The sequence below is a fragment of the Pseudomonas reinekei genome (assembly GCF_001945365.1).
Lineage (GTDB): Bacteria > Pseudomonadota > Gammaproteobacteria > Pseudomonadales > Pseudomonadaceae > Aquipseudomonas > Aquipseudomonas reinekei.
On record NZ_MSTQ01000001.1, the window covers coordinates 379,920 to 397,640 of the forward strand.

Annotated in this window: 16 protein-coding genes; 11 read left to right on the forward strand and 5 right to left on the reverse strand. The window is 60.5% G+C overall.

Features of this window, described 5'->3' with window-relative positions; all coding sequences use genetic code 11:
• Positions 1–58: 58 nt before the first annotated feature.
• The 4 genes from BVK86_RS01715 to BVK86_RS01730 all read left to right on the forward strand — a co-directional run bounded on the left by BVK86_RS01715 (position 59) and on the right by BVK86_RS01730 (position 3,713).
• Complete coding sequence (locus BVK86_RS01715) at positions 59–373, forward strand: SCP2 sterol-binding domain-containing protein (RefSeq protein ID WP_007946492.1); 315 nt, start codon at positions 59–61, stop codon at positions 371–373.
• Between the two features lie 139 nt (positions 374–512).
• Positions 513–1,376 (forward strand): LysR family transcriptional regulator, encoded by an 864-nt coding sequence (locus tag BVK86_RS01720; protein ID WP_075944759.1) that lies wholly within the window; start codon positions 513–515, stop codon positions 1,374–1,376.
• 106 nt (positions 1,377–1,482) lie between these two features.
• Positions 1,483–2,628: a sterol desaturase/SRPBCC family protein gene (locus BVK86_RS01725; protein WP_075944760.1), complete on the forward strand. Its 1,146-nt coding sequence runs from the start codon at positions 1,483–1,485 to the stop codon at positions 2,626–2,628.
• Positions 2,625–3,713: an SMP-30/gluconolactonase/LRE family protein gene (locus BVK86_RS01730; protein ID WP_075944761.1), complete on the forward strand. Its 1,089-nt coding sequence runs from the start codon at positions 2,625–2,627 to the stop codon at positions 3,711–3,713. The genes BVK86_RS01725 and BVK86_RS01730 overlap by 4 nt, the downstream gene beginning before the upstream one ends.
• Positions 3,714–3,867: 154 nt before the next feature.
• Here BVK86_RS01730 and BVK86_RS01735 read toward each other — a convergent pair whose 3' ends face one another.
• On the reverse strand, positions 3,868–4,101 hold the full coding sequence (locus BVK86_RS01735) for a DUF465 domain-containing protein (RefSeq protein WP_075944762.1): 234 nt from the start codon (positions 4,099–4,101) through the stop codon (positions 3,868–3,870).
• 217 nt (positions 4,102–4,318) lie between these two features.
• Here BVK86_RS01735 and BVK86_RS01740 point away from each other — a divergent pair, with 217 nt between their 5' ends.
• Positions 4,319–4,840, forward strand: a complete 522-nt coding sequence (locus BVK86_RS01740) for a DUF4142 domain-containing protein (protein ID WP_075944763.1) — start codon at positions 4,319–4,321, stop codon at positions 4,838–4,840.
• 52 nt (positions 4,841–4,892) lie between these two features.
• Here the strand turns inward: BVK86_RS01740 and BVK86_RS01745 are convergent, their stop codons facing one another.
• From BVK86_RS01745 to BVK86_RS01760, 4 genes are all read right to left on the reverse strand, one after another.
• Entirely contained in the window at positions 4,893–5,117 is a 225-nt protein-coding gene (locus BVK86_RS01745) for a hypothetical protein (RefSeq protein ID WP_075944764.1), read from the reverse strand.
• Positions 5,118–5,234: 117 nt separating this feature from the next.
• Positions 5,235–7,865, reverse strand: coding sequence for an excinuclease ABC subunit UvrA (locus BVK86_RS01750; protein ID WP_075944765.1), 2,631 nt, complete (start codon positions 7,863–7,865; stop codon positions 5,235–5,237).
• Positions 7,866–7,896: 31 nt separating this feature from the next.
• Entirely contained in the window at positions 7,897–10,008 is a 2,112-nt protein-coding gene (locus tag BVK86_RS01755; RefSeq protein WP_075944766.1) for an ATP-binding protein, read from the reverse strand.
• A gap of 211 nt (positions 10,009–10,219) precedes the next feature.
• Complete coding sequence (locus BVK86_RS01760; RefSeq protein WP_075944767.1) at positions 10,220–10,909, reverse strand: GntR family transcriptional regulator; 690 nt, start codon at positions 10,907–10,909, stop codon at positions 10,220–10,222.
• 141 nt (positions 10,910–11,050) lie between these two features.
• On the opposite strand from BVK86_RS01760, the gene BVK86_RS01765 reads away from it, so the two are divergent.
• From BVK86_RS01765 to BVK86_RS01790, 6 genes are all read left to right on the forward strand, one after another.
• Positions 11,051–12,136: an ABC transporter ATP-binding protein gene (locus BVK86_RS01765; RefSeq protein ID WP_075944768.1), complete on the forward strand. Its 1,086-nt coding sequence runs from the start codon at positions 11,051–11,053 to the stop codon at positions 12,134–12,136.
• 1 nt (position 12,137) lies between these two features.
• On the forward strand, positions 12,138–13,055 hold the full coding sequence (locus tag BVK86_RS01770) for an ABC transporter permease (RefSeq protein ID WP_075944769.1): 918 nt from the start codon (positions 12,138–12,140) through the stop codon (positions 13,053–13,055).
• A complete protein-coding gene (locus BVK86_RS01775) occupies positions 13,052–13,840 on the forward strand; it encodes an ABC transporter permease (RefSeq protein ID WP_075944770.1) in 789 nt (262 codons plus the stop codon). The genes BVK86_RS01770 and BVK86_RS01775 overlap by 4 nt, the downstream gene beginning before the upstream one ends.
• A gap of 17 nt (positions 13,841–13,857) precedes the next feature.
• Entirely contained in the window at positions 13,858–14,910 is a 1,053-nt protein-coding gene (locus BVK86_RS01780) for an extracellular solute-binding protein (protein WP_075944771.1), read from the forward strand.
• A 128-nt stretch (positions 14,911–15,038) separates the two neighbouring features.
• Positions 15,039–16,235 carry an amidohydrolase family protein gene (locus BVK86_RS01785; protein WP_075944772.1) on the forward strand — a complete coding sequence of 399 codons (1,197 nt, stop codon included), beginning with the start codon at positions 15,039–15,041 and terminating at the stop codon, positions 16,233–16,235.
• Positions 16,232–17,719: an amidohydrolase family protein gene (locus BVK86_RS01790; protein WP_075944773.1), complete on the forward strand. Its 1,488-nt coding sequence runs from the start codon at positions 16,232–16,234 to the stop codon at positions 17,717–17,719. The genes BVK86_RS01785 and BVK86_RS01790 overlap by 4 nt, the downstream gene beginning before the upstream one ends.
• Positions 17,720–17,721 lie beyond the last annotated feature (2 nt).

Genomic DNA, 17,721 nt, shown 5'->3' on the forward strand with positions numbered 1-17,721 from the left:
GGCTGTAATCACCCAGCTCTTATCACCCTGCTTTAAATACCAGAAAAAGGATCAAACCATGACCTCCGTAGCAGATGCAGTACAAGCAATGAAAGCCAAGTTCAACCCAGCCGCTGCCGCCGGTCTGGACCTGGTCTTCGGTTTCCGCATCGACGACACCAAGAACTTCTCGCTGATCGTCAAGGACAGCACCTGCGAGCTGCAGGAAGGCGAGAACCCGGACGCCCAGGTGACCCTGGTGATGGACGGCGAAACCCTGCAAGGCATCGTCGACGGTTCGACTGACGGCATGCAAGCGTTCATGGGCGGCAAGCTGCGCGCTGAAGGCGACATGATGCTGGCAATGAAACTGTCCGAGCTGTTCCCAAGCTAAGCACGTAGCTCCCGGCTTTCGGGAGTCGTATGGCTTGATACGAATCCCGCCCTTGTGGCGGGATTCGTCGTTTCAAGCGCCTGTAGCCTGCAAGGGATAGCGCTCTTACAATGCCACCACTCTCCGCTCTGGCCGCCCCATGGACATCGATCTCGCCCGCACCTTCCTGGAAATCGTCCGCCACGGCAGTCTTGCCGCCGCCGCCGAGAAACTCCACGTCACTCAAACCGCCATCACCGCCCGGGTACAGAAACTCGAAAGCCAGTTGGGCAGCACTCTGTTCGTGCGCAACCGTGCCGGCGCGCGCCTGACGCCCAATGGCGAAGCCTTCGTGGTGTACGCCAATCAACTGGTGGAAACCTGGGCGGCCGCGCGCCGGGACTTGCCGTTGCCCGAGGGTTATCACGATGTACTGCACATCGGTGGTGAAGTCAGTCTGTGCAATCCGCTGATGCTGAGTTGGGCCGGCGAGTTGCGCGAGAAGATCCCCAGTCATGCCCTGCGCATGGAGATTCGCGACGGCGAAAACCTGCTGCGCCAACTGGAGCTGGGGGTGCTGGATGCGGCGCTGGTCTATCAACCCGAGTATTGGCCGCGTCTGCAAGTGGAGCAGATTCTCGAAGAAAAACTCATCCTCGTCCGCCATCCGACACAGCCTGATCCTTACGTGTATATCGACTGGGGTCCGGACTTCCGGCGCCAGCACGATGCCGCGCTCCCGGAAAAAGCCAAGGCTGCGCTGAGTTTCAATCTGGGCCCGCTGGCCTTGCAGTACATTCTGGAAAACGGCGGCAGTGGTTATTTCCGTACCCGCGTCGTGCACAGCTACCTGGAAAACGGCGTGCTGGAGCAAGTGCCCAAGACCCCGGAATTCAGCTACCCGACCTATCTGGTTTATTCCCGCGACCGCGACTCGGAAACCCTGCAACAGGCGTTCGATTTACTGCGCGAAGTGATCAAGTCCGATGATGATTGGTCACAACGCTGGAATCCACTGACGTAGGTGCGCTTTGCACCGGATCATGGCCATTGTGTCCTCAATGTTGGGCCGGACAACACATCGAAATCGTCTAATCTGCTGGAGATAACAATAACGACAGGTGATTGCAGTGAGGCAGACCACCGAAGCATTCCGCAGCCGATACCGCGCCGACATCCATCCACGCTACAACCCCTGGTTACATGGCATCTTCGTGCTGCTTTTCGGCATGTTTGCGATCGCTGCGTTCTTGAGCACCGTGCACCAGGTGCAACCGCTGCAATGGCTGGCGGTGCCGCTGACGCTGCTGTTGTTCAGTTTCGGCGTGTACATCGTGCACCGGCATCTGGGCCATCACAAAAAGGCTTTCGCACGGATGTTCTATGCCCGCCATGCCGGCGACCATCACAGCTTTTTCGCCCCCGGGCACATGACTTACGACTACGCACGCGACTGGCGGGTGATCCTGTTTCCCGCGTGGCTGATCGTGTTGCACACACTGGTCATCACCCTTCCCCTCTGGTGGCTGCTCGCGCAGTTTGACGCCAACATCGCCGGCCTGGTCGCCGGTTGCATGGTCCTCGGCTACCTGACTTATGAAGTGTTCCACGCCTGCGAGCACCTGCCGCCGCACAATCCGCTGACGCGCCTGCCGTGGATTCGTCAGATGCGTCGCCTGCATGAACTGCATCATCGCCGCGAGATGATGCAGGAGCGCAATTTCAACATCGTATTTCCGTTGATGGATTACCTGTTCGGCACCCTCTACTGGGAACCGGAACAAGCCACCCCGAACCTGACGAGAACGCCCATGACCCGCATGCAGCACCAGATCCAGATCGCTGGCAGCCCCATCGACGTCCTCGCCTACGCCAGCACCGTAAGCCGCTGGCCGGAGTGGCATCCATCCTCCCTGAAGATCAACGGACAGAAAGGTGCGTTGCATGCGGGCGCCCGGTTCGAAGAGGACATCCGCGCCGGTGGTCGCGACGGGCACTTGAGCTGGCAAGTCGACGAGTATCTGCCAGGGCGGCGCTGGAGTGCCCGGGCCGAGGGTGATAACGGGCTGTCGCTGGTGGTGACTTACGAATGCGAGGCCGAGGGCGACCGCACCCGGTTCGTCCGCACACTGGAGTATCAATTCAGTGGCCTGATGATGCGCATTGCCAATCGCCTGTTGCTCCGGCGGCGGATCGACCGCGAGTCAGCGGCGTCGATGCTGGCATTGCGTGAGATGGCGCAAAAATATCTGGCACAGTCAGGCGTCGGCGCGTGAGCCGATCGATCAGGGTTCACCATGGGGTGTTGCTGCTGATCGTTGCCATCGGCGGGTTCCTGCTGCTGATGCCGACCAAGGTGCAACCGGTCGCCTGGACGCCGGCGCCGACGCCGTCCCTCACCGAAGGCCTCTATGCCGATAATCAGCGACTCAAAGCCGTGGAGCGCGTGGGCGCTGCTGACATCGACGGGCCGGAAGCGCTACTGCTGGAGAATGACGCGCTGATCACCGGCCTGCATGACGGCCGCGTGATTCGCACCAGCCTTGATGGCAAGGTCACCCAAAAGCTGGCCGATACCGGTGGCCGACCGTTGGGACTGGCCCGCCACCCGAATGGCTTGCTGGTTATCGCCGATGCGGTCAAAGGCCTGCTTTCGCTGGACGCTCAGGGCCGTTTGGCGGCGATGACCACGGAGGCTGACGGCTTGCCCTTTGGTTTCACTGACGATGTGGTTATCGATAAGCCCGGACACTTCGCTTATTTCAGCGATGCTTCCAGCCGCTTCGGTTATGGCAAGGATGGCGAGGCCATCATCGAGCACGGTGGCGATGGTCGGTTGCTGCGTTATGACTTCCAGACCGGCAAGACTTCGCTTTTGCTGGACAAACTGGAGTTTGCCAACGGTGTGGCACTTGGGCCGGACGATGCGTTCGTTCTGGTCAATGAAACCGGCGCCTATCGCATCACTCGCTATTGGTTGACCGGGCCGAAAGCCGGCACTCACGACATCTTCATCGATAACCTGCCGGGTTTGCCGGACAACCTGTCGTTCAACGGCCGTGACCGTTTCTGGGTGGCCCTGTATGCCCCGCGCAACGCGCTGCTCGACGCCACCGCGCCGCATCCCTTCATTCGGATGATGATCGCGCGAGCCATGACCGTACTGCCCAAACCGGTGGAGAAACGTGGTTTTGCACTGGGTCTGGATCTGCAGGGGAAAGTCATCGCCAATCTGCAGGACGGCAGCAACGGCAACTATTCGCCGATCACCACTGTGCGTGAGTATGGCGAGTGGTTGTATTTTGGTTCGTTGAAAGCAAAGAACATGGTGCGATTGCCATTGGCCAACGCATTGCAATAATCGCCGCAAAACAAAGTGGGAGCTGGCCTGCCAGCTCCCACAGGGGGCACGGTGTTCAGTTCAGAGACGATACCTTCGTGAACGTTCGAGGTGCCGTTGTCACTCGCCGTTCCAATAGTTCAGTCACCGATCGTCGGTGACGCAAGGCCCTGAATCACGACGGGGACTGGAGTTGTCTGACGATCTTGTCCTTGACCTCCAGGCGCTTGGCCTTGAGCTTTAACACCGCATCATCGCTGGATTTGGCCTGCTCCGCCTTCACCACCTCGGCGTCTGCCAGGGAATACTTGTTGATCAGTGAATCCAGTAACGGATCCTTGGTGCGTTTCTGCTGGATTTCTTCCTTTGTGCAACTCAAGTCCTGAAAAAGGTCGTGGGGCACCGGCATGGAACACCTCCGTTAGTTAATCGGTAGCAAACGCGACTGATTGCGCTCGCCAACTATCAGAATGGTCTCGGTTGCACGGTTCTGTCGACCATCTGTCAGACCAGCGGTGTCCATTCGTCGTCCTGTCGCAAATGCCGATAAAACCTTTGCCCGCACCCCGGCCTCCACAGCTTAACGATCACACCAGATCGCCCATGAAACCGAGTGGAGAAAACCAATGGACGGATTTAACCTGCGCAACCTCGCCCTGGCCGTAGCCCTGAGCACCAGCATGGGCGCGGCATTCGCTGCCACCTCAAATAACTTCGTGGACCACGCCGCTGCCGGTGGTATCGCTGAAATCGAAACCAGTCGACTGGCCCTCGAAAAAAGCCAGTCGGCAGACGTAAAGGCGTTCGCCAATATGATGATTACCGATCATGGCAAGGCCAACGACGAACTGACGACCATCGCCAAGAAAAACGATATCGAAGTGCCCGACACCACAACGCTGGTCAAGCAAGCAAAGGAAAAGATTCTCGACATGCGCGATGAATCCTTCGATGCGGCCTACGCCAACAACCAGGTCAAGGCCCACGAAGAAACCATCGAGCTGTTCAAGAAAGAAGCCAACACTGTGACCGATGACAAAACCAAAGGGGCGGTCGAGCTAAAAGCCTTTGCACAGAAAATGCTACCGGGGCTGGAAAAACACCTGGACATGGCGAAAAAACTGCAGGCGGCACATCCAAGCAAATAATCGCAGCGCGAAAAAAGCCGCATTCAAGATGCGGCTTTTTCGTTTTCCGGCTCTAGCCGCCATCGGTATCGATATCGGCATCAGTGTCATCACTGGGCTTTGGACGATCGGGATTGGGCTTGAAGCCCGGGCTGAATTCATTGTCGTTGTCGGTATGGCGATTCTTCTGATCGACCACGTCATCGCCGCTTTGCGGTTGCGCCGTGGTTTCTTCCGGTTCGCCAAGGTTGTCGCTTGCGGTTTGATCCTGATGCGGTGTGCCGATTTGTTCTTTCATCAATCACTACCTCACTCGTCACTGCAGGGGCGCGGCTGAAACAGTCAGGCCATTTGAAGGTTGGAATGGCGCGACTTCGCTAACGTTCCATCGGATCGACCACTTGCGACAACTTGATCAGGCGAGTGTGCGGGCTAAAAACGGCGCCGTCCGGCTCTTTCTACTCTTCGCCACTTTCTGCGGCGTACCGGCCACCACTATCTTGCCGCCCTGATCCCCGGCCCCGGGACCAATGTCGATCACCCAGTCGCTCTGTGCCACCACGCGCATCTCATGCTCGACGACGATCACCGTATGCCCCGCTGACACCAGGTTATTCAACTGTTCCAGCAAGCGATCAACGTCCCGCGGATGCAAGCCGGTGGTGGGTTCATCGAGCACATACAGCGTCGCCCCACGTTGATTGCGTTGCAGCTCGGTGGCCAATTTGATGCGCTGGGCTTCGCCACCCGACAGCTCGGTGGCCGGTTGGCCCAGGCGCAGATAACCGAGACCGATGTCGCGCAGCACCTCCAGTGAGCGGCGGATCGAAGCTTGCTCGGCGAACACCTCAACGGCCTGGTCCACGGTCAACTGCAGCACTTGGGCAATCGTGCGGCCCTGCCAGATGATCGCCAGCGTCTGCGGGTTATAGCGGGCGCCGTGGCACGTCGGGCAAGGCGCGTAGACGCTGGGCATGAACAGCAACTCAACGCTGACGAAACCCTCGCCTTCGCACGTCGGGCAACGGCCCTTGGCGACGTTGAAAGAAAACTGCCCGGCGTCATACCCCGCTTCCTGAGCTTCGGGTGTGGCGGCGTAGAGCTTTCGCACGTTGTCGAACAGGCCGGTGTAGGTCGCGAGGTTGGAACGCGGAGTGCGGCCAATGGGTTTCTGATCGACTTGCACCAGACGCTTGATCGACGCCAGCCCCGCGGTGACCTGCCCGCCACTGACTTGCGGCGCGTCGTCTTCCAGGCTCAGCTCTTGCGCATCATTGTCGGTGGTCGGGCGTCCCAGGTGCGCACCGACCAGCTCCAGCAGCGCCTGGCTGACCAGGCTGGATTTGCCCGAACCCGAGACACCGGTCACCGAGGTGAAACACCCCAACGGAAACTCGACACTGAGGTCGTTCAGGTTATTGCGCGTGATGCCTTCCAGACGCAGCCAGTCGCTCGGCTTGCGGGGTGCGCGAAGCGTGCGGGTTTGCCCGGCGAACAGATACGCGCGAGTTTGCGAGTCGGCGACGTCAGCCAAGCCGGCGGGCGCGCCGCTGTACAGCACGCGTCCGCCATGCTCTCCCGCTGCCGGGCCGACGTCGATCAGCCAGTCGGCGCGGCGCATGGTTTCCAGATCATGCTCGACCACAAACAAGGTATTGCCCGCCGCTTTCAGACGTTGCAGGGCTTCAAACAGCGCCTCGCCATCCGCGGGATGCAGGCCGGCGGACGGCTCATCCAGCACATAGATCACGCCGAACAGCTGCGATCCCAATTGCGTCGCCAGGCGCAAACGCTGCAACTCACCCGAGGACAGCGACGGCGTGCTGCGCTCCAGCGCCAGATAACCGAGCCCCAGATCTGTCAGGGTGCTGACCCGCTCCAGCAAGTCCTGGGCGATGCGCTGAGCAGCCAGGCGTTTCTCCACGGACAGGTTCGGCGTGTGGCGCACGTCCGGGGCATTGGCGTGGCCGCTCGCCCCGTGGGCCACCCGTTGTTCGCGGGCCTCGCGGGTCTGGTCGTGTGTCAGCACTTCGCCCGCCTCCTCGCCTTCTTCAAGGTAGTGCCGGGCCGCTACGGGTTTGAGTACTTCGGCCACTTGCAGCAACGGCATCCGCGACAGTTCGCCGATGTCGTAGCCGGCAAACGTCACCGACAACGCTTCGCGCTTGAGGCGTTTGCCGTCGCACAAGGGACAAGGGCTGCCGAGCATGAATTGCGAAACGCGCTTCTTCATCAGCGCACTTTGCGAGTGGGTGAACGTGTGCAGGATGTAGCGTCGCGCCCCGGTGAACGCGCCCTGGTAGCTCGGCTCCATTTTGCGCTTGAGGGCGACCCGGGTTTCTTCCGGCGTCAGCCCGGCATACACCGGCACCGTGGGCGTTTCTTCCGTGAAGAGAATCCAGTCGCGCTGTTTTTTCGGCAGTTGGCGCCAGGGAATGTCGACGTCATAACCCATGGTCACCAGGATGTCCCGCAGGTTCTGGCCCTGCCAGGCCAGCGGCCATGAAGCCACGGCACGCTGGCGGATGGTCAGGCTCGGGTCCGGGACCATCAGCGCTTCGGTGACCTCATAGACCCGACCAAGGCCGTGACATTCGGGGCAGGCGCCTTGTGGTGTGTTCGGCGAGAAGTCCTCGGCATACAGCATGGGTTGCCCCACCGGGTAGCTGCCGGCACGGGAATACAACATGCGAATCAGGCTCGACAGCGTCGTTACGCTGCCCACCGATGAACGCGTACTCGGCGTGCCCCGCTGCTGTTGCAAGGCGACTGCCGGCGGCAAGCCTTCGATCGAGTCCACATCCGGCACGCCCACCTGATCGATCAATCGCCGTGCATAAGGCGCCACCGACTCGAAGTAGCGCCGTTGCGCTTCGGCGTACAACGTTGAAAACGCCAGTGACGACTTCCCCGAACCGGACACACCGGTGAACACCACCAGGGCGTCGCGGGGGATATCGACATCGACGTTCTTGAGGTTGTGTTCCCGGGCGCCACGCACCCTGACCATGCCGGAGGTTGGGTGGGAAGTGCGAGTGGCAGTCATCGGGGGAGCCTTGATTGGTAATGGTCGTTGTTTAGCCACTAAGGACGGTGCGAACCATGCGGGTCAGCGCGTCGGGACCGTAGGGTTTGCTCAGTAGGTAGGTATCGGGGCTAAGCTGGTGATTGCGCGAGATAATGTCACGGGTATGCCCCGAGGTGAACAGCACCGCCACCGGAGGATTTTGCACCTTGGCCCATGCGGCCAGGTCCGTACTCTTGATCAGGCCAGGCATGACGACATCGGTGAAAATCAGGTCCACCGTTGCCCCCTCCAGCAACATTTGCATGGCCGCATCAGCGTTCGCAGCCGTCAGCACCTGGTAGCCTTCTTCACGCAGCAGGTCCTCCGACGAAGTACGCACCGCTTCGTTGTCCTCCACCACCAGCACCCGTTCATGCCCGCCGCGCTGCTGCACGTCCGGCGTGGTGGTTTCACTGTCCATCGAACGCAGACTGCGCGGGAAATACAGCGCTACCCGAGTGCCCTGGCCAACGACACTGGACATTTCGATATGACCGCCACTCTGTTTGACGAAGCCGAACACCATGCTCAACCCCAGGCCCGTACCCTGGCCGTCGGGTTTGGTGGTGAAAAACGGTTCAAATGCCTGTTCAAGCACCTGCGGCGCCATACCGCCTCCGGTATCGGCTACGCAGACCCGCACGTAATCACCGCCGACAATGCCTTTGCCTGCACAGAACTCGCGGTCGAGGCTGATGTTGTCGGCGCTCAGCTCGATGGTCCCCTCGCCCTTCATCGCGTCGCGGGCGTTGATGGCGAGGTTGAGGATGGCGTTTTCCAATTGATTGCGGTCGACGTACACCCTCCAGGATTCGGCGGGGGCGGTCATATGGACCTGGATGGTTTCCCCGAGCGCGCGCTGCAACAGCTCACCAACGCCGTCGAAAATCTGCTGTGGCGTGCAAATCGCCGGTGACAGCGGCTGACGGCGAGCGAACGCCAGCAATTGCGAAGACAGTTTGGCACCGCGCTCGACAGCGGCAATTGACGCGCTGACCCGGCGTTGCACGTTGGCGTTGTCCGGTTCGTGTCGGGCCAGCAAATGCAGGTTGCCGGCGATCACCTGCAACAGGTTATTAAAGTCATGGGCCACGCCGCCGGTGAGGCCGCCAATGGCTTCGAGTTTCTGCGACTGGCGCAATTGCTCCTCCGCCGCCATCCGCGCCTCGACTTCGTTGGCCACGCGTTGTTCCAGATTGCGGGTGAACTTGAGCAAGGATGCTTCAGCGATTTTGCGTTCATGGATGTCGATCAGCACACCGGGGAAACGCAACGGCTCACCCTGTTCATCAAACTCGCAACAGCCACTGGCCAGCACCCACAAATAATTGCCGTCGGGGCTCAATATCCGGTATTCAGCGTTGAAAGGTGAGCCGGTTTGCACGGATTGATTGACTTGTTCCCGAACCCAGGCGATGTCATCGGGATGAATGCGCGTTTCTGCAACCTGCTGCGGCAGGTCCAGCAGGTTCTGTCCGGCGGGATAGGAAAAGGTCCGGGCAAAGCGTTCATCGCCACTCAATACGTTGGACTTGATGTCCCAGACGAATGAGCCGAGCAAGGCCCCGGCATTGAGCGCCAGGCGCACGCGCTCGTTATCGGCGCGATAGGCGTTTTCCGCGGCTTGGCGCAGACGCTCGGAGATCATGAACTCGGTGGTATCGACGACCATCGCCATGACACCGGCGGGGCGACCGTCATCGTTGGAGACCGGGCTGTAATAGAGATCCAGCCAGACGTCTTCCGGTACGCCGTCGCGCAGCAATACCAGCTCCTTGTTGCGATACGACAACGTGCTGCCCGCCAGGCAGGTATCGACCACGTGCCGATTGAATTCGGCAACTTCCGGCCAACCCAACTCCACCGGGGCACCCAACAGGTAAGGATGACGCCCGCCGGCGAACGCCGAGTAGGCATCGTTATAGATCATGTAGCCGGGCCGGCCCCAGAGCATCACCATCGGCAACGGAGATGCGAGCATCAACAGCACCGTGCTACTCAGGCTCCTGGACCAATTGTCGATCGGCCCCAACTCCGTCCTGCTCCAGTCGAACGCACGAATGCGCTCGGCCATTTCGCCGCTCCAGCCGGAACACCCATGGCTATCTTCAAGAAACTGCATAGGCTGACTCGCCCCGGTTATTGCACCCGTTTGATTCGAGCATCGTGCACGCCAATCGTTTCATAGAGGTATAGCTGAATCCTGCTGACCGCTCTGGACCCCCTGTGGGAGCGAGCCTGCTCGCGAAGCGGTAGGTCAGACGACATCAATGCTGCCTGTGCCGGCGCGATCGCGAGCAGGCCTGCTCCTACAGTTTGATTTTCAGTGTGCTTTACACCTCAATCAGATGTTTAAGCGGGTTGTAGCTGCTTTTCAACGTCGCCGCCACATCGAGGATGGCCTTCTCGATGCCGTTCAAGTGCATGCAAGTGAGCTCGATCGCCGCGCTCTGATTGCCAGCTTCGATGTATTCGATCAGCCGCAAGTGTTCGTCGTCGCGACAGGCTTGGTGACTGTCGTCATCCAGCGCCGCCGCGTACAGGGACGCGCGCGAGATCAATTTCTGGAACCAGTCGAGCAACACCGGGTTGTTCAGGCTGCGCGCCAGTTTGATGTGAAACTCGCCGAGCAGATGGATCAGCCGTTCGTGATCGCCGCTTTGATGCGCCTCATCCTCCAGCAACAAGTGATCGCGCAGGTCCCGGGTCACCGCCGTATCACGCCGCCGACACAGCTCACTGACGATGCCGATCTCGATCAAGCGTCGGGTTTCGAACAGCGAACGAATCTCTTCGTCACTGGGCAATGACACCGAGGCACCTTTGTTCGGCTCGATGGTGACCAGTCCATCGGCTTCCAGTTGCTTGAGCGCGGCCCGGACAGACGTACGGCTGACATTGAACAGTTCGGCCAAAGAGGCCTCCCCAAGCTTCATGCCCGGACGCAACGAACGCTTGCTGATCGCCTCGTAAACCCCTTGGTAGACGCGGTCGACCGTGGTTTCCAGTTTCTTTTCCGACATTCATCAACTCCTTGCGCCCTGTGCATTGCGACCCTGGCGAATAAACAGCCGTTGAAAAAGGGGCTTGCACGAGCAGGTTAATCCGGGTATTTCTAAATTGCATCCAGATTTTGCATACAATAATTAGAGGAATGCACCATTATGGGTCATCCAGTTGCAATTGAAGTGCGAAACGTCTCAAAGCGTTATTCCGACGATCCCGGACTGGCTCCAGCGCTGGATAACGTTTCTGTCGACATTGCCGACAACGAATTCTTCACCCTGCTCGGCCCTTCCGGCTGTGGCAAAACCACCTTACTGCGCACCATCGCCGGTTTCGAGCATGTCAGCGACGGCGAGATCCGTCTGGCCGGTGAACCGGTCAATGATCTGCCGCCGTTCAAGCGCCGGGTCAATACGGTATTCCAGAGCTACGCGCTGTTTCCTCACATGAGTGTTGCGCAGAATATCGCCTTCGGCCTCGAGATGCAGGGCCTTGATCGCAAACTGATTCCGCAGCGCGTCGATGAGATGCTGGCACTGGTGCAAATGCAACACCTGGCCAAGCGCAAACCGGCGGAACTGTCGGGCGGCCAGCAGCAGCGGGTTGCTCTGGCCCGGGCCCTGGCGCCAAAGCCCAAAGTATTGTTGCTGGATGAACCGCTGTCGGCGCTGGACCTCAAGCTGCGCAAGGAAATGCAGGTCGAACTCAAGCGCGTGCAGAAAGAAGCCGGGATCACCTTCATTTTCGTCACCCACGATCAGGAAGAAGCCCTGACCCTGTCCGATCGCATTGCGGTGATGTCGGCCGGGAAGATCCTGCAAATCGGCACGCCCAATGAAATTTACGAGCGCCCGCAGCATCAGTTCGTCGCGCAGTTCATCGGCGACATCAACTTCCTTCCCGGTCACCTCAAGCGTGGCCAGCAAAACCAAAACCTCTTCGTGCCCAACGGCATGCCGGTGGAAATCCCCTGCCCGGCCCACGGCTTCGATGGCGGCAAGGTGCAACTGGCGTTTCGCCCGGAGCGCTCGCAACTGGTCGACCCCACGCAACCGCATCACCTGCGCGGCGTGATCGAAGCCGTGTTGTATGTCGGCACGGCGACGCTCTATCAGTGCCGCTTGAACAACGACATCAAGGTCATGCTGCGCGAGAACAACGAAGGCCTGAACCATGGCCGGGTGGTCGGCGATCGCGTCGCGGTCAACCTGCCGCCCCACGCCTGCCTGTTGATGGAGGCCTGAGATGAGCGTCAGCAGCACTTCCCCTGCCCTTAACCGTGCGCTGTTGCTCAGCCCGGTGGTCCTGACCCTGCTGGCCCTGATCGCCGTTCCGCTGGGCATCATGGGCTACATCAGCCTGTTGCCGCGCAACGTCTACGGTGGCGTCGACTGGCAGGCCGACTGGCAATTGCAAAGCTACGTGCAGCTGTTTTTCCAGGAAGGTTTCGATGGCGAACTGGAGCTGAACTGGGTCTATGCCCAGGCGCTGATCCGGTCGGTGTTCCAGGCCGGTGGCACCACGATCCTGTGCTTCCTGTTCGGCTTTCCGGTGGCGTTGTGGATGTCGAGCTTGACCCCGCGCCGACGCAACCTGATGGTATTGCTGATCACCATCCCGTTCTGGACCAACCTGCTGATTCGCAACTACGCCTGGTTGATCATCCTGCGCGAACACGGCTGGGTCGCCCAAAGCCTCAACGCGCTGTTTCCCCAGGCCGGTGGCATCACCCTGCTCTACAACGACTTCGCGGTCAGCGTCGGGCTGGTCTACAGCTTCCTGCCGTTCATGATTTTGCCGATCTACTCAACCCTGGAAAAACTCGACTGGCGCCTGGTGGAAGCCGCGTATGACCTCGGCGCCAATCGCTGGCATGCGTTACGGCGGATCATCCTGCCGCTGTCGATGCCGGGGGTGATTGCCGGGTCGCTGCTGGTATTTGTGCCGAGTCTCGGTGCGTTCATCACCCCGGCGATCCTCGGCGGCGGCAAGACGCTGATGATCGGCAACCTGATCCAGCAGCAGTTCGGCACCGCGCGCAACTGGCCGCTGGGCAGTTCGCTGTCGTTCCTGTTGCTGGGCATTCTGCTGCTGTCGCTGGTGCTGTACGCCCTGTATAGCCGCAGCGCCGCCAAAACCCTTCGTCGGGGAGCCACCACATGATTGCCCTGCACTTGAAAAAACTGCCGCTGACCCGCGAAGTCAGCCTGCTGATCCTGGCCTATCTGTACCTGCCGATTGTCGTGTTGATCGCCTACAGCTTCAACGCCAACCGTTCGGCGACAGTGTGGACCGAGTTTTCGTTCGCCTGGTACGGACGGATCCTGGCCAACCCGTCGATCCAGACGGCGGCACTGAACTCGATCATCGTCGCCAGCATTGCCACGGTTTGCGCCACCGCCATTGCGCTGCTCGCGGCACTAGCGACTTACCGGCCGTTCTATGGGCAGAGAATGGTCGAAGGCGGGATCAACCTGCCGCTGATCCTGCCGGAGATCGTCACTGCTGTGGCCACGCTGCTGCTGTTCATGGCGCTGGGGATCAAGCTCGGGTTGCTGACGGTGATCGTCGCGCACATCGGCTTTTGCATTCCCTTCGCCTACCTGCCGATCCGCGCGCGGCTCAATGACCTGGACAAGAGCCTGCTGGAAGCGGCCAACGACCTCTACGCCAACCCGTGGCAGGTGTTTCGCCGGGTGACGCTGCCGCTGTTGTGGCCGGCAGTGCTGTCCGGGTCGGTGCTGGCGTTCGTGGTCAGCCTCGACGATTTCATCATGACCTTCTTCGTCGCCGGTCCCGGCTCAACGACCTTGCCGGTGTACATCTTCTCGGCGATCAAGTCAGGCGTAACGCCGGAGATCAATGCGATCTCCACCCTGATGCTGGTGATTTCCATCGTGCTGGTGGTGCTGGCCTTCTGGCTGGGACAGCGCGGCAAAAACCAATGAACCTGGAGCGTTCTCTAATGAAAAACAAAAGCATGCGTGACGGCATCGCCGGTCTGGCCCTCAGTTGTTTGACTGTTTTTACCGCACAAGCTGCAGAGCCCAAGCAATTGTTCTTCTACAACTGGACCGACTACTACCCGGTCGAGCTGCTGGCCAAGTTCGAAAAAGAGACCGGCATCAAAGTCACCATGGACGGCTACGACAGCAACGAAACCCTGCTGGCCAAGTTGCAGGCCGGCGGCGCGGCGTATGACGTGATCGTGCCGTCGCAGTCGATCATGCGCACCCTGATCAACCAGGACCTGCTGCTGGAAATCAACGCCTCGGCCCTGCCCAACTTCCAGTACGTCAAACCGGCGTTCCGCGACCCGAGCTTCGACCCGGGCCGCAAGTTCTCCGCGCCGTACCTGTGGGGCACCACCGGGTTCTCTTATGACAGCGCGCGGGTGCCTGGCGGCAAACTTGACGATTCGTGGAAAGAATTCTTCGAACCACGCAAGGAACTGCAAGGCCAACTTGCCGCCCTCGACACGTCCAGCAGCGTGATCAACGCCGCCAGCCATTACCTGAATGTCGACGAATGCAGCGAAAACCCGCAGGACGCCAAGCGCATTCTGGAGCTGCTGCAAAAACAGAAACCGTTCCTGAAGATGTACAGCTCGGACAACACCGTCGACCGCATGGCCAGCGGTGAAGTGATCATGATGCAGAACTGGAACGGCTCTACTGCCCGGGCCACCTTGCAGAAGAGCACCATCAAGTACGTGTATCCGAAGGAAGGCCTGGCGATGTTCCAGGACAACTTCGCCGTACCGAAAAGCGCGCCGCATCCCGGCAACGCGAAAATCTTCATCGACTGGATGATGAAACCGGAAAACGCCGCCGCCGTGTCCAACGCCATCGCCTACGACAACGGTATCCAGAGCGACAAGCTGATCGACGCCAAATGGCGGGTCATGGATGCGATCAACATGCCCGACGAATTCGCCTCGCGCCTGCGTCCGGAAAAGGAATGCAGTAACAAGGCGCGGGAGCTGCAGGACCGGATTTGGGCAAAGCTCAAGGGCTGATCCGAGACCGAGTCGCGGCCATCGCTGGCAAGCCAGCTCCCACAGTGATTTGTGAACACGTCCAAATCCTGTGGGAGCTGGCTTGCCAGCGATGAGGCCCTCCCCAACCACACAAATTTGAGGTTTGTATGACCCAACCCCGCTGGCTGCGCAACGTGCGCCCCTACGGTTTAACCGCCGAAGACCTGCTGATCGAAAACGGCCGGTTCACCCAACGCCGTCCGGCTTCGACCAACGAACTGCTGGCCACCGACATCGACGGCCAAAACCACTTGCTGACCCCAGCCCTGGTGGAAAGCCATGTGCACCTGGACAAAACCCTGTGGGGGCAACCCTGGCGCCCAAACAGCGCCGGGCCAACCCTCAAGGATTACATCGCCAATGAGCGCAGAATCCTGCGTGAGGTCACCTCGCCGATTGCGCAACGGGCCGGCGCGCTGCTGGAAAACTGCATCGCCCGGGGTTCGCTGACCATGCGCTGCCACGTCGACATCGACCCGGAGTTCGGCCTGCGTCACGTCGAGGCCATGCAGCAACTGCGCGAAAAATACCGGGATCTGATTGACCTGCAACTGGTGGTGTTCCCGCAGACGGGTTTGATCAGCCGCCCCGGCACCGCCCAATTGATGCGCGAAGCCATGGCCCTTGGCGTGGAAAACGTCGGCGGACTCGACCCTTGTGGCATCGACAACGACCCTGTCGCACAGCTGGATTTCGTGTTCAAACTGGCCAGCGAATTCGACCGTGGCGTCGACATTCACCTGCACGACAAGGGTGAACTGGGCCTGTGGCAGATTGCACTGATTGCCGACTACACCGAGCGTTTCAGCCGCCAGAATCGAGTGATGATCAGCCACGCCTACTGCCTCGGCATGCTGCCGTGGAGCCAGGTCAAACCGGTGGCCGAACGCCTCGCCGCCTTGGGCATTTCGCTGATGAGTTCGGCGCCCGCCGATTGCGCGGTGCCGCCGTTCCTCGCTCTGCGCGAAACCGGGGTGAATGTATGCCTGGGTTCGGACGGCATCCGTGATGCCTGGTCGCCCATGGGCAACGGCGACATGCTGGAACGCGCGATGTTGCTGGCGTTTCGTTTCGATTTGAACAAGGACGAAGAACTGGCGGCGGCGTTTGAGGCCGCGACGGTGAATGGCGCCCAGGCCCTGGGGTACGAAGCGAATCGCCTGGAAATCGGCCAGCCAGCGGACTTCCTGCTGATGCCGGTACAGACACTGGGTGAAGCGGTGGTTTCGCGGCCGCTACGGCAGGTGTATCGCGCGGGCCAGTTAATCGCAGCGGGTGGCCGCTTGCTGGACAGCCGCCTGTGAAGCGCATCGGGCTTCGGGCCAGTTGCGTGGTCGGCTTTGACGGTGCCCAGCATGTGCTATGGCGCGACGGCGAAGTGATCTTCAACGGTTCACGCATCGAGTTTGTCGGGCGCGGTTATGCCGGGCCGGTGGATCAATGGATCGACTACGGCAACGCGCTGATCGGCCCCGGCTTCATTGATCTGGACGCCCTCGGCGATCTTGATTCCACGGTATTGACCCTCGACAACGGCGATGAGCGCGACATGGGCCGCCTGTGGTCCGCGGAGCATCTGGCCCGCGGTCCACGGGAGAGTTATGGCCCCGAGGAGGAAGTTTTCAAATATCGCTACGCCTTCACCCAGTTGATCCGCAACGGCATTACCACCGCCATGCCGATCACCTCGATGTATTACCGCGAATGGGCGGAAACCTACGACGAGTTTGCTGCGGTGGCCGGTGTGGCGGCCGAGTTGGGCCTGCGCACTTACCTCGGACCTTGCTACATGAGCGGCATGAGTTACTGGCAGGCCGACGGTACCCTGGCGCATCACTGGGATGAGCCACGGGGCATGGCCGGACTCGACGCTGCCGAGCGTTTTTTCCGTGATTTCGACGGCGCCAACGGCGGCCTGATTCGCGGCGCGCTGCTGCCCGACCGCATCCAGACCTGCACACCCGCGCTGCTGCAACGCACCGCCGCGTTGAGCCGCGAACTGAACGCGCCGATGCGTTTGCATTGCTGTCAAGGCCTCGACGAAGTGGCCATGGTCGAGCAACTGCGCGGCACGTCACCGCTGGGCTGGTTGCAGCGGCTTGGACTTTTGAATCCGCGTAGCCTGCTGCCCCACGGCCTCTACACCCGTGGCGATGAAGATCTTCAACGGGTGGTGGATGGCGGCGCGAGCCTGGTGCATTGCCCGGTGGTCTTTGCCCGGGACGGCGAGGCGTTGAACTCTTTCGGTCGCTACCGGGCCAAGGGCATCAACTTCGCCCTCGGCACCGACACCTGGCCGGCGGACTTGCTGGACAACATGCGCCAAGGCCTGAACATCGCCCGGTTGATGGAGGGCGGCAATCAACTGACCAGCGCGCTGGACCTGTACAACGCCGCCACCCTCGGGGGGGCCAAGGCTCTGGGCCGTGACGATATCGGTCGCTTGGCGCCGGGAGCACAAGCCGACATCACCGTGTTCAGCCTGCGCGGCCTGCACTTGGGGCCGTTGTTCGATCCTTTGAAAAATCTGCTGCTGGCCGGTCGCGGTGACGACTGCATCGCCAGTTACATCAATGGCCGCTGCGTGATGCAGGACGGCCAGGTTCAGGGTGTCGACTACCCCGCCTTGCAACGCCAGGCCCAACGGCAATTCGAAACCCTGATGCGCAGCCACAGCGACCGGGCCTTCGGCCAACCGGACTGGAAGACCCTGTTCCAACCGGCCATCCCGTTCGCCGACGACTTCAGCGCACAGGCGCCACTCTGCGCCATTGATCCTCTCCTTTAGAG

What these genes read in the sequence shown, in the direction of transcription:
- BVK86_RS01735 (WP_075944762.1), bottom strand. Translation starts at nt 4,101, where the DNA reads ATGCCGGTGCCCCACGACCTTTTTCAGGACTTGAGTTGCACAAAGGAA.
- BVK86_RS01720 (WP_075944759.1), top strand. Translation starts at nt 513, where the DNA reads ATGGACATCGATCTCGCCCGCACCTTCCTGGAAATCGTCCGCCACGGC.
- BVK86_RS01780 (WP_075944771.1), top strand. Translation starts at nt 13,858, where the DNA reads ATGAAAAACAAAAGCATGCGTGACGGCATCGCCGGTCTGGCCCTCAGT.
- BVK86_RS01760 (WP_075944767.1), bottom strand. Translation starts at nt 10,909, where the DNA reads ATGTCGGAAAAGAAACTGGAAACCACGGTCGACCGCGTCTACCAAGGG.
- BVK86_RS01755 (WP_075944766.1), bottom strand. Translation starts at nt 10,008, where the DNA reads ATGCAGTTTCTTGAAGATAGCCATGGGTGTTCCGGCTGGAGCGGCGAA.
- BVK86_RS01715 (WP_007946492.1), top strand. Translation starts at nt 59, where the DNA reads ATGACCTCCGTAGCAGATGCAGTACAAGCAATGAAAGCCAAGTTCAAC.
- BVK86_RS01775 (WP_075944770.1), top strand. Translation starts at nt 13,052, where the DNA reads ATGATTGCCCTGCACTTGAAAAAACTGCCGCTGACCCGCGAAGTCAGC.
- BVK86_RS01785 (WP_075944772.1), top strand. Translation starts at nt 15,039, where the DNA reads ATGACCCAACCCCGCTGGCTGCGCAACGTGCGCCCCTACGGTTTAACC.
- BVK86_RS01740 (WP_075944763.1), top strand. Translation starts at nt 4,319, where the DNA reads ATGGACGGATTTAACCTGCGCAACCTCGCCCTGGCCGTAGCCCTGAGC.
- BVK86_RS01745 (WP_075944764.1), bottom strand. Translation starts at nt 5,117, where the DNA reads ATGAAAGAACAAATCGGCACACCGCATCAGGATCAAACCGCAAGCGAC.
- BVK86_RS01770 (WP_075944769.1), top strand. Translation starts at nt 12,138, where the DNA reads ATGAGCGTCAGCAGCACTTCCCCTGCCCTTAACCGTGCGCTGTTGCTC.
- BVK86_RS01750 (WP_075944765.1), bottom strand. Translation starts at nt 7,865, where the DNA reads ATGACTGCCACTCGCACTTCCCACCCAACCTCCGGCATGGTCAGGGTG.
- BVK86_RS01765 (WP_075944768.1), top strand. Translation starts at nt 11,051, where the DNA reads ATGGGTCATCCAGTTGCAATTGAAGTGCGAAACGTCTCAAAGCGTTAT.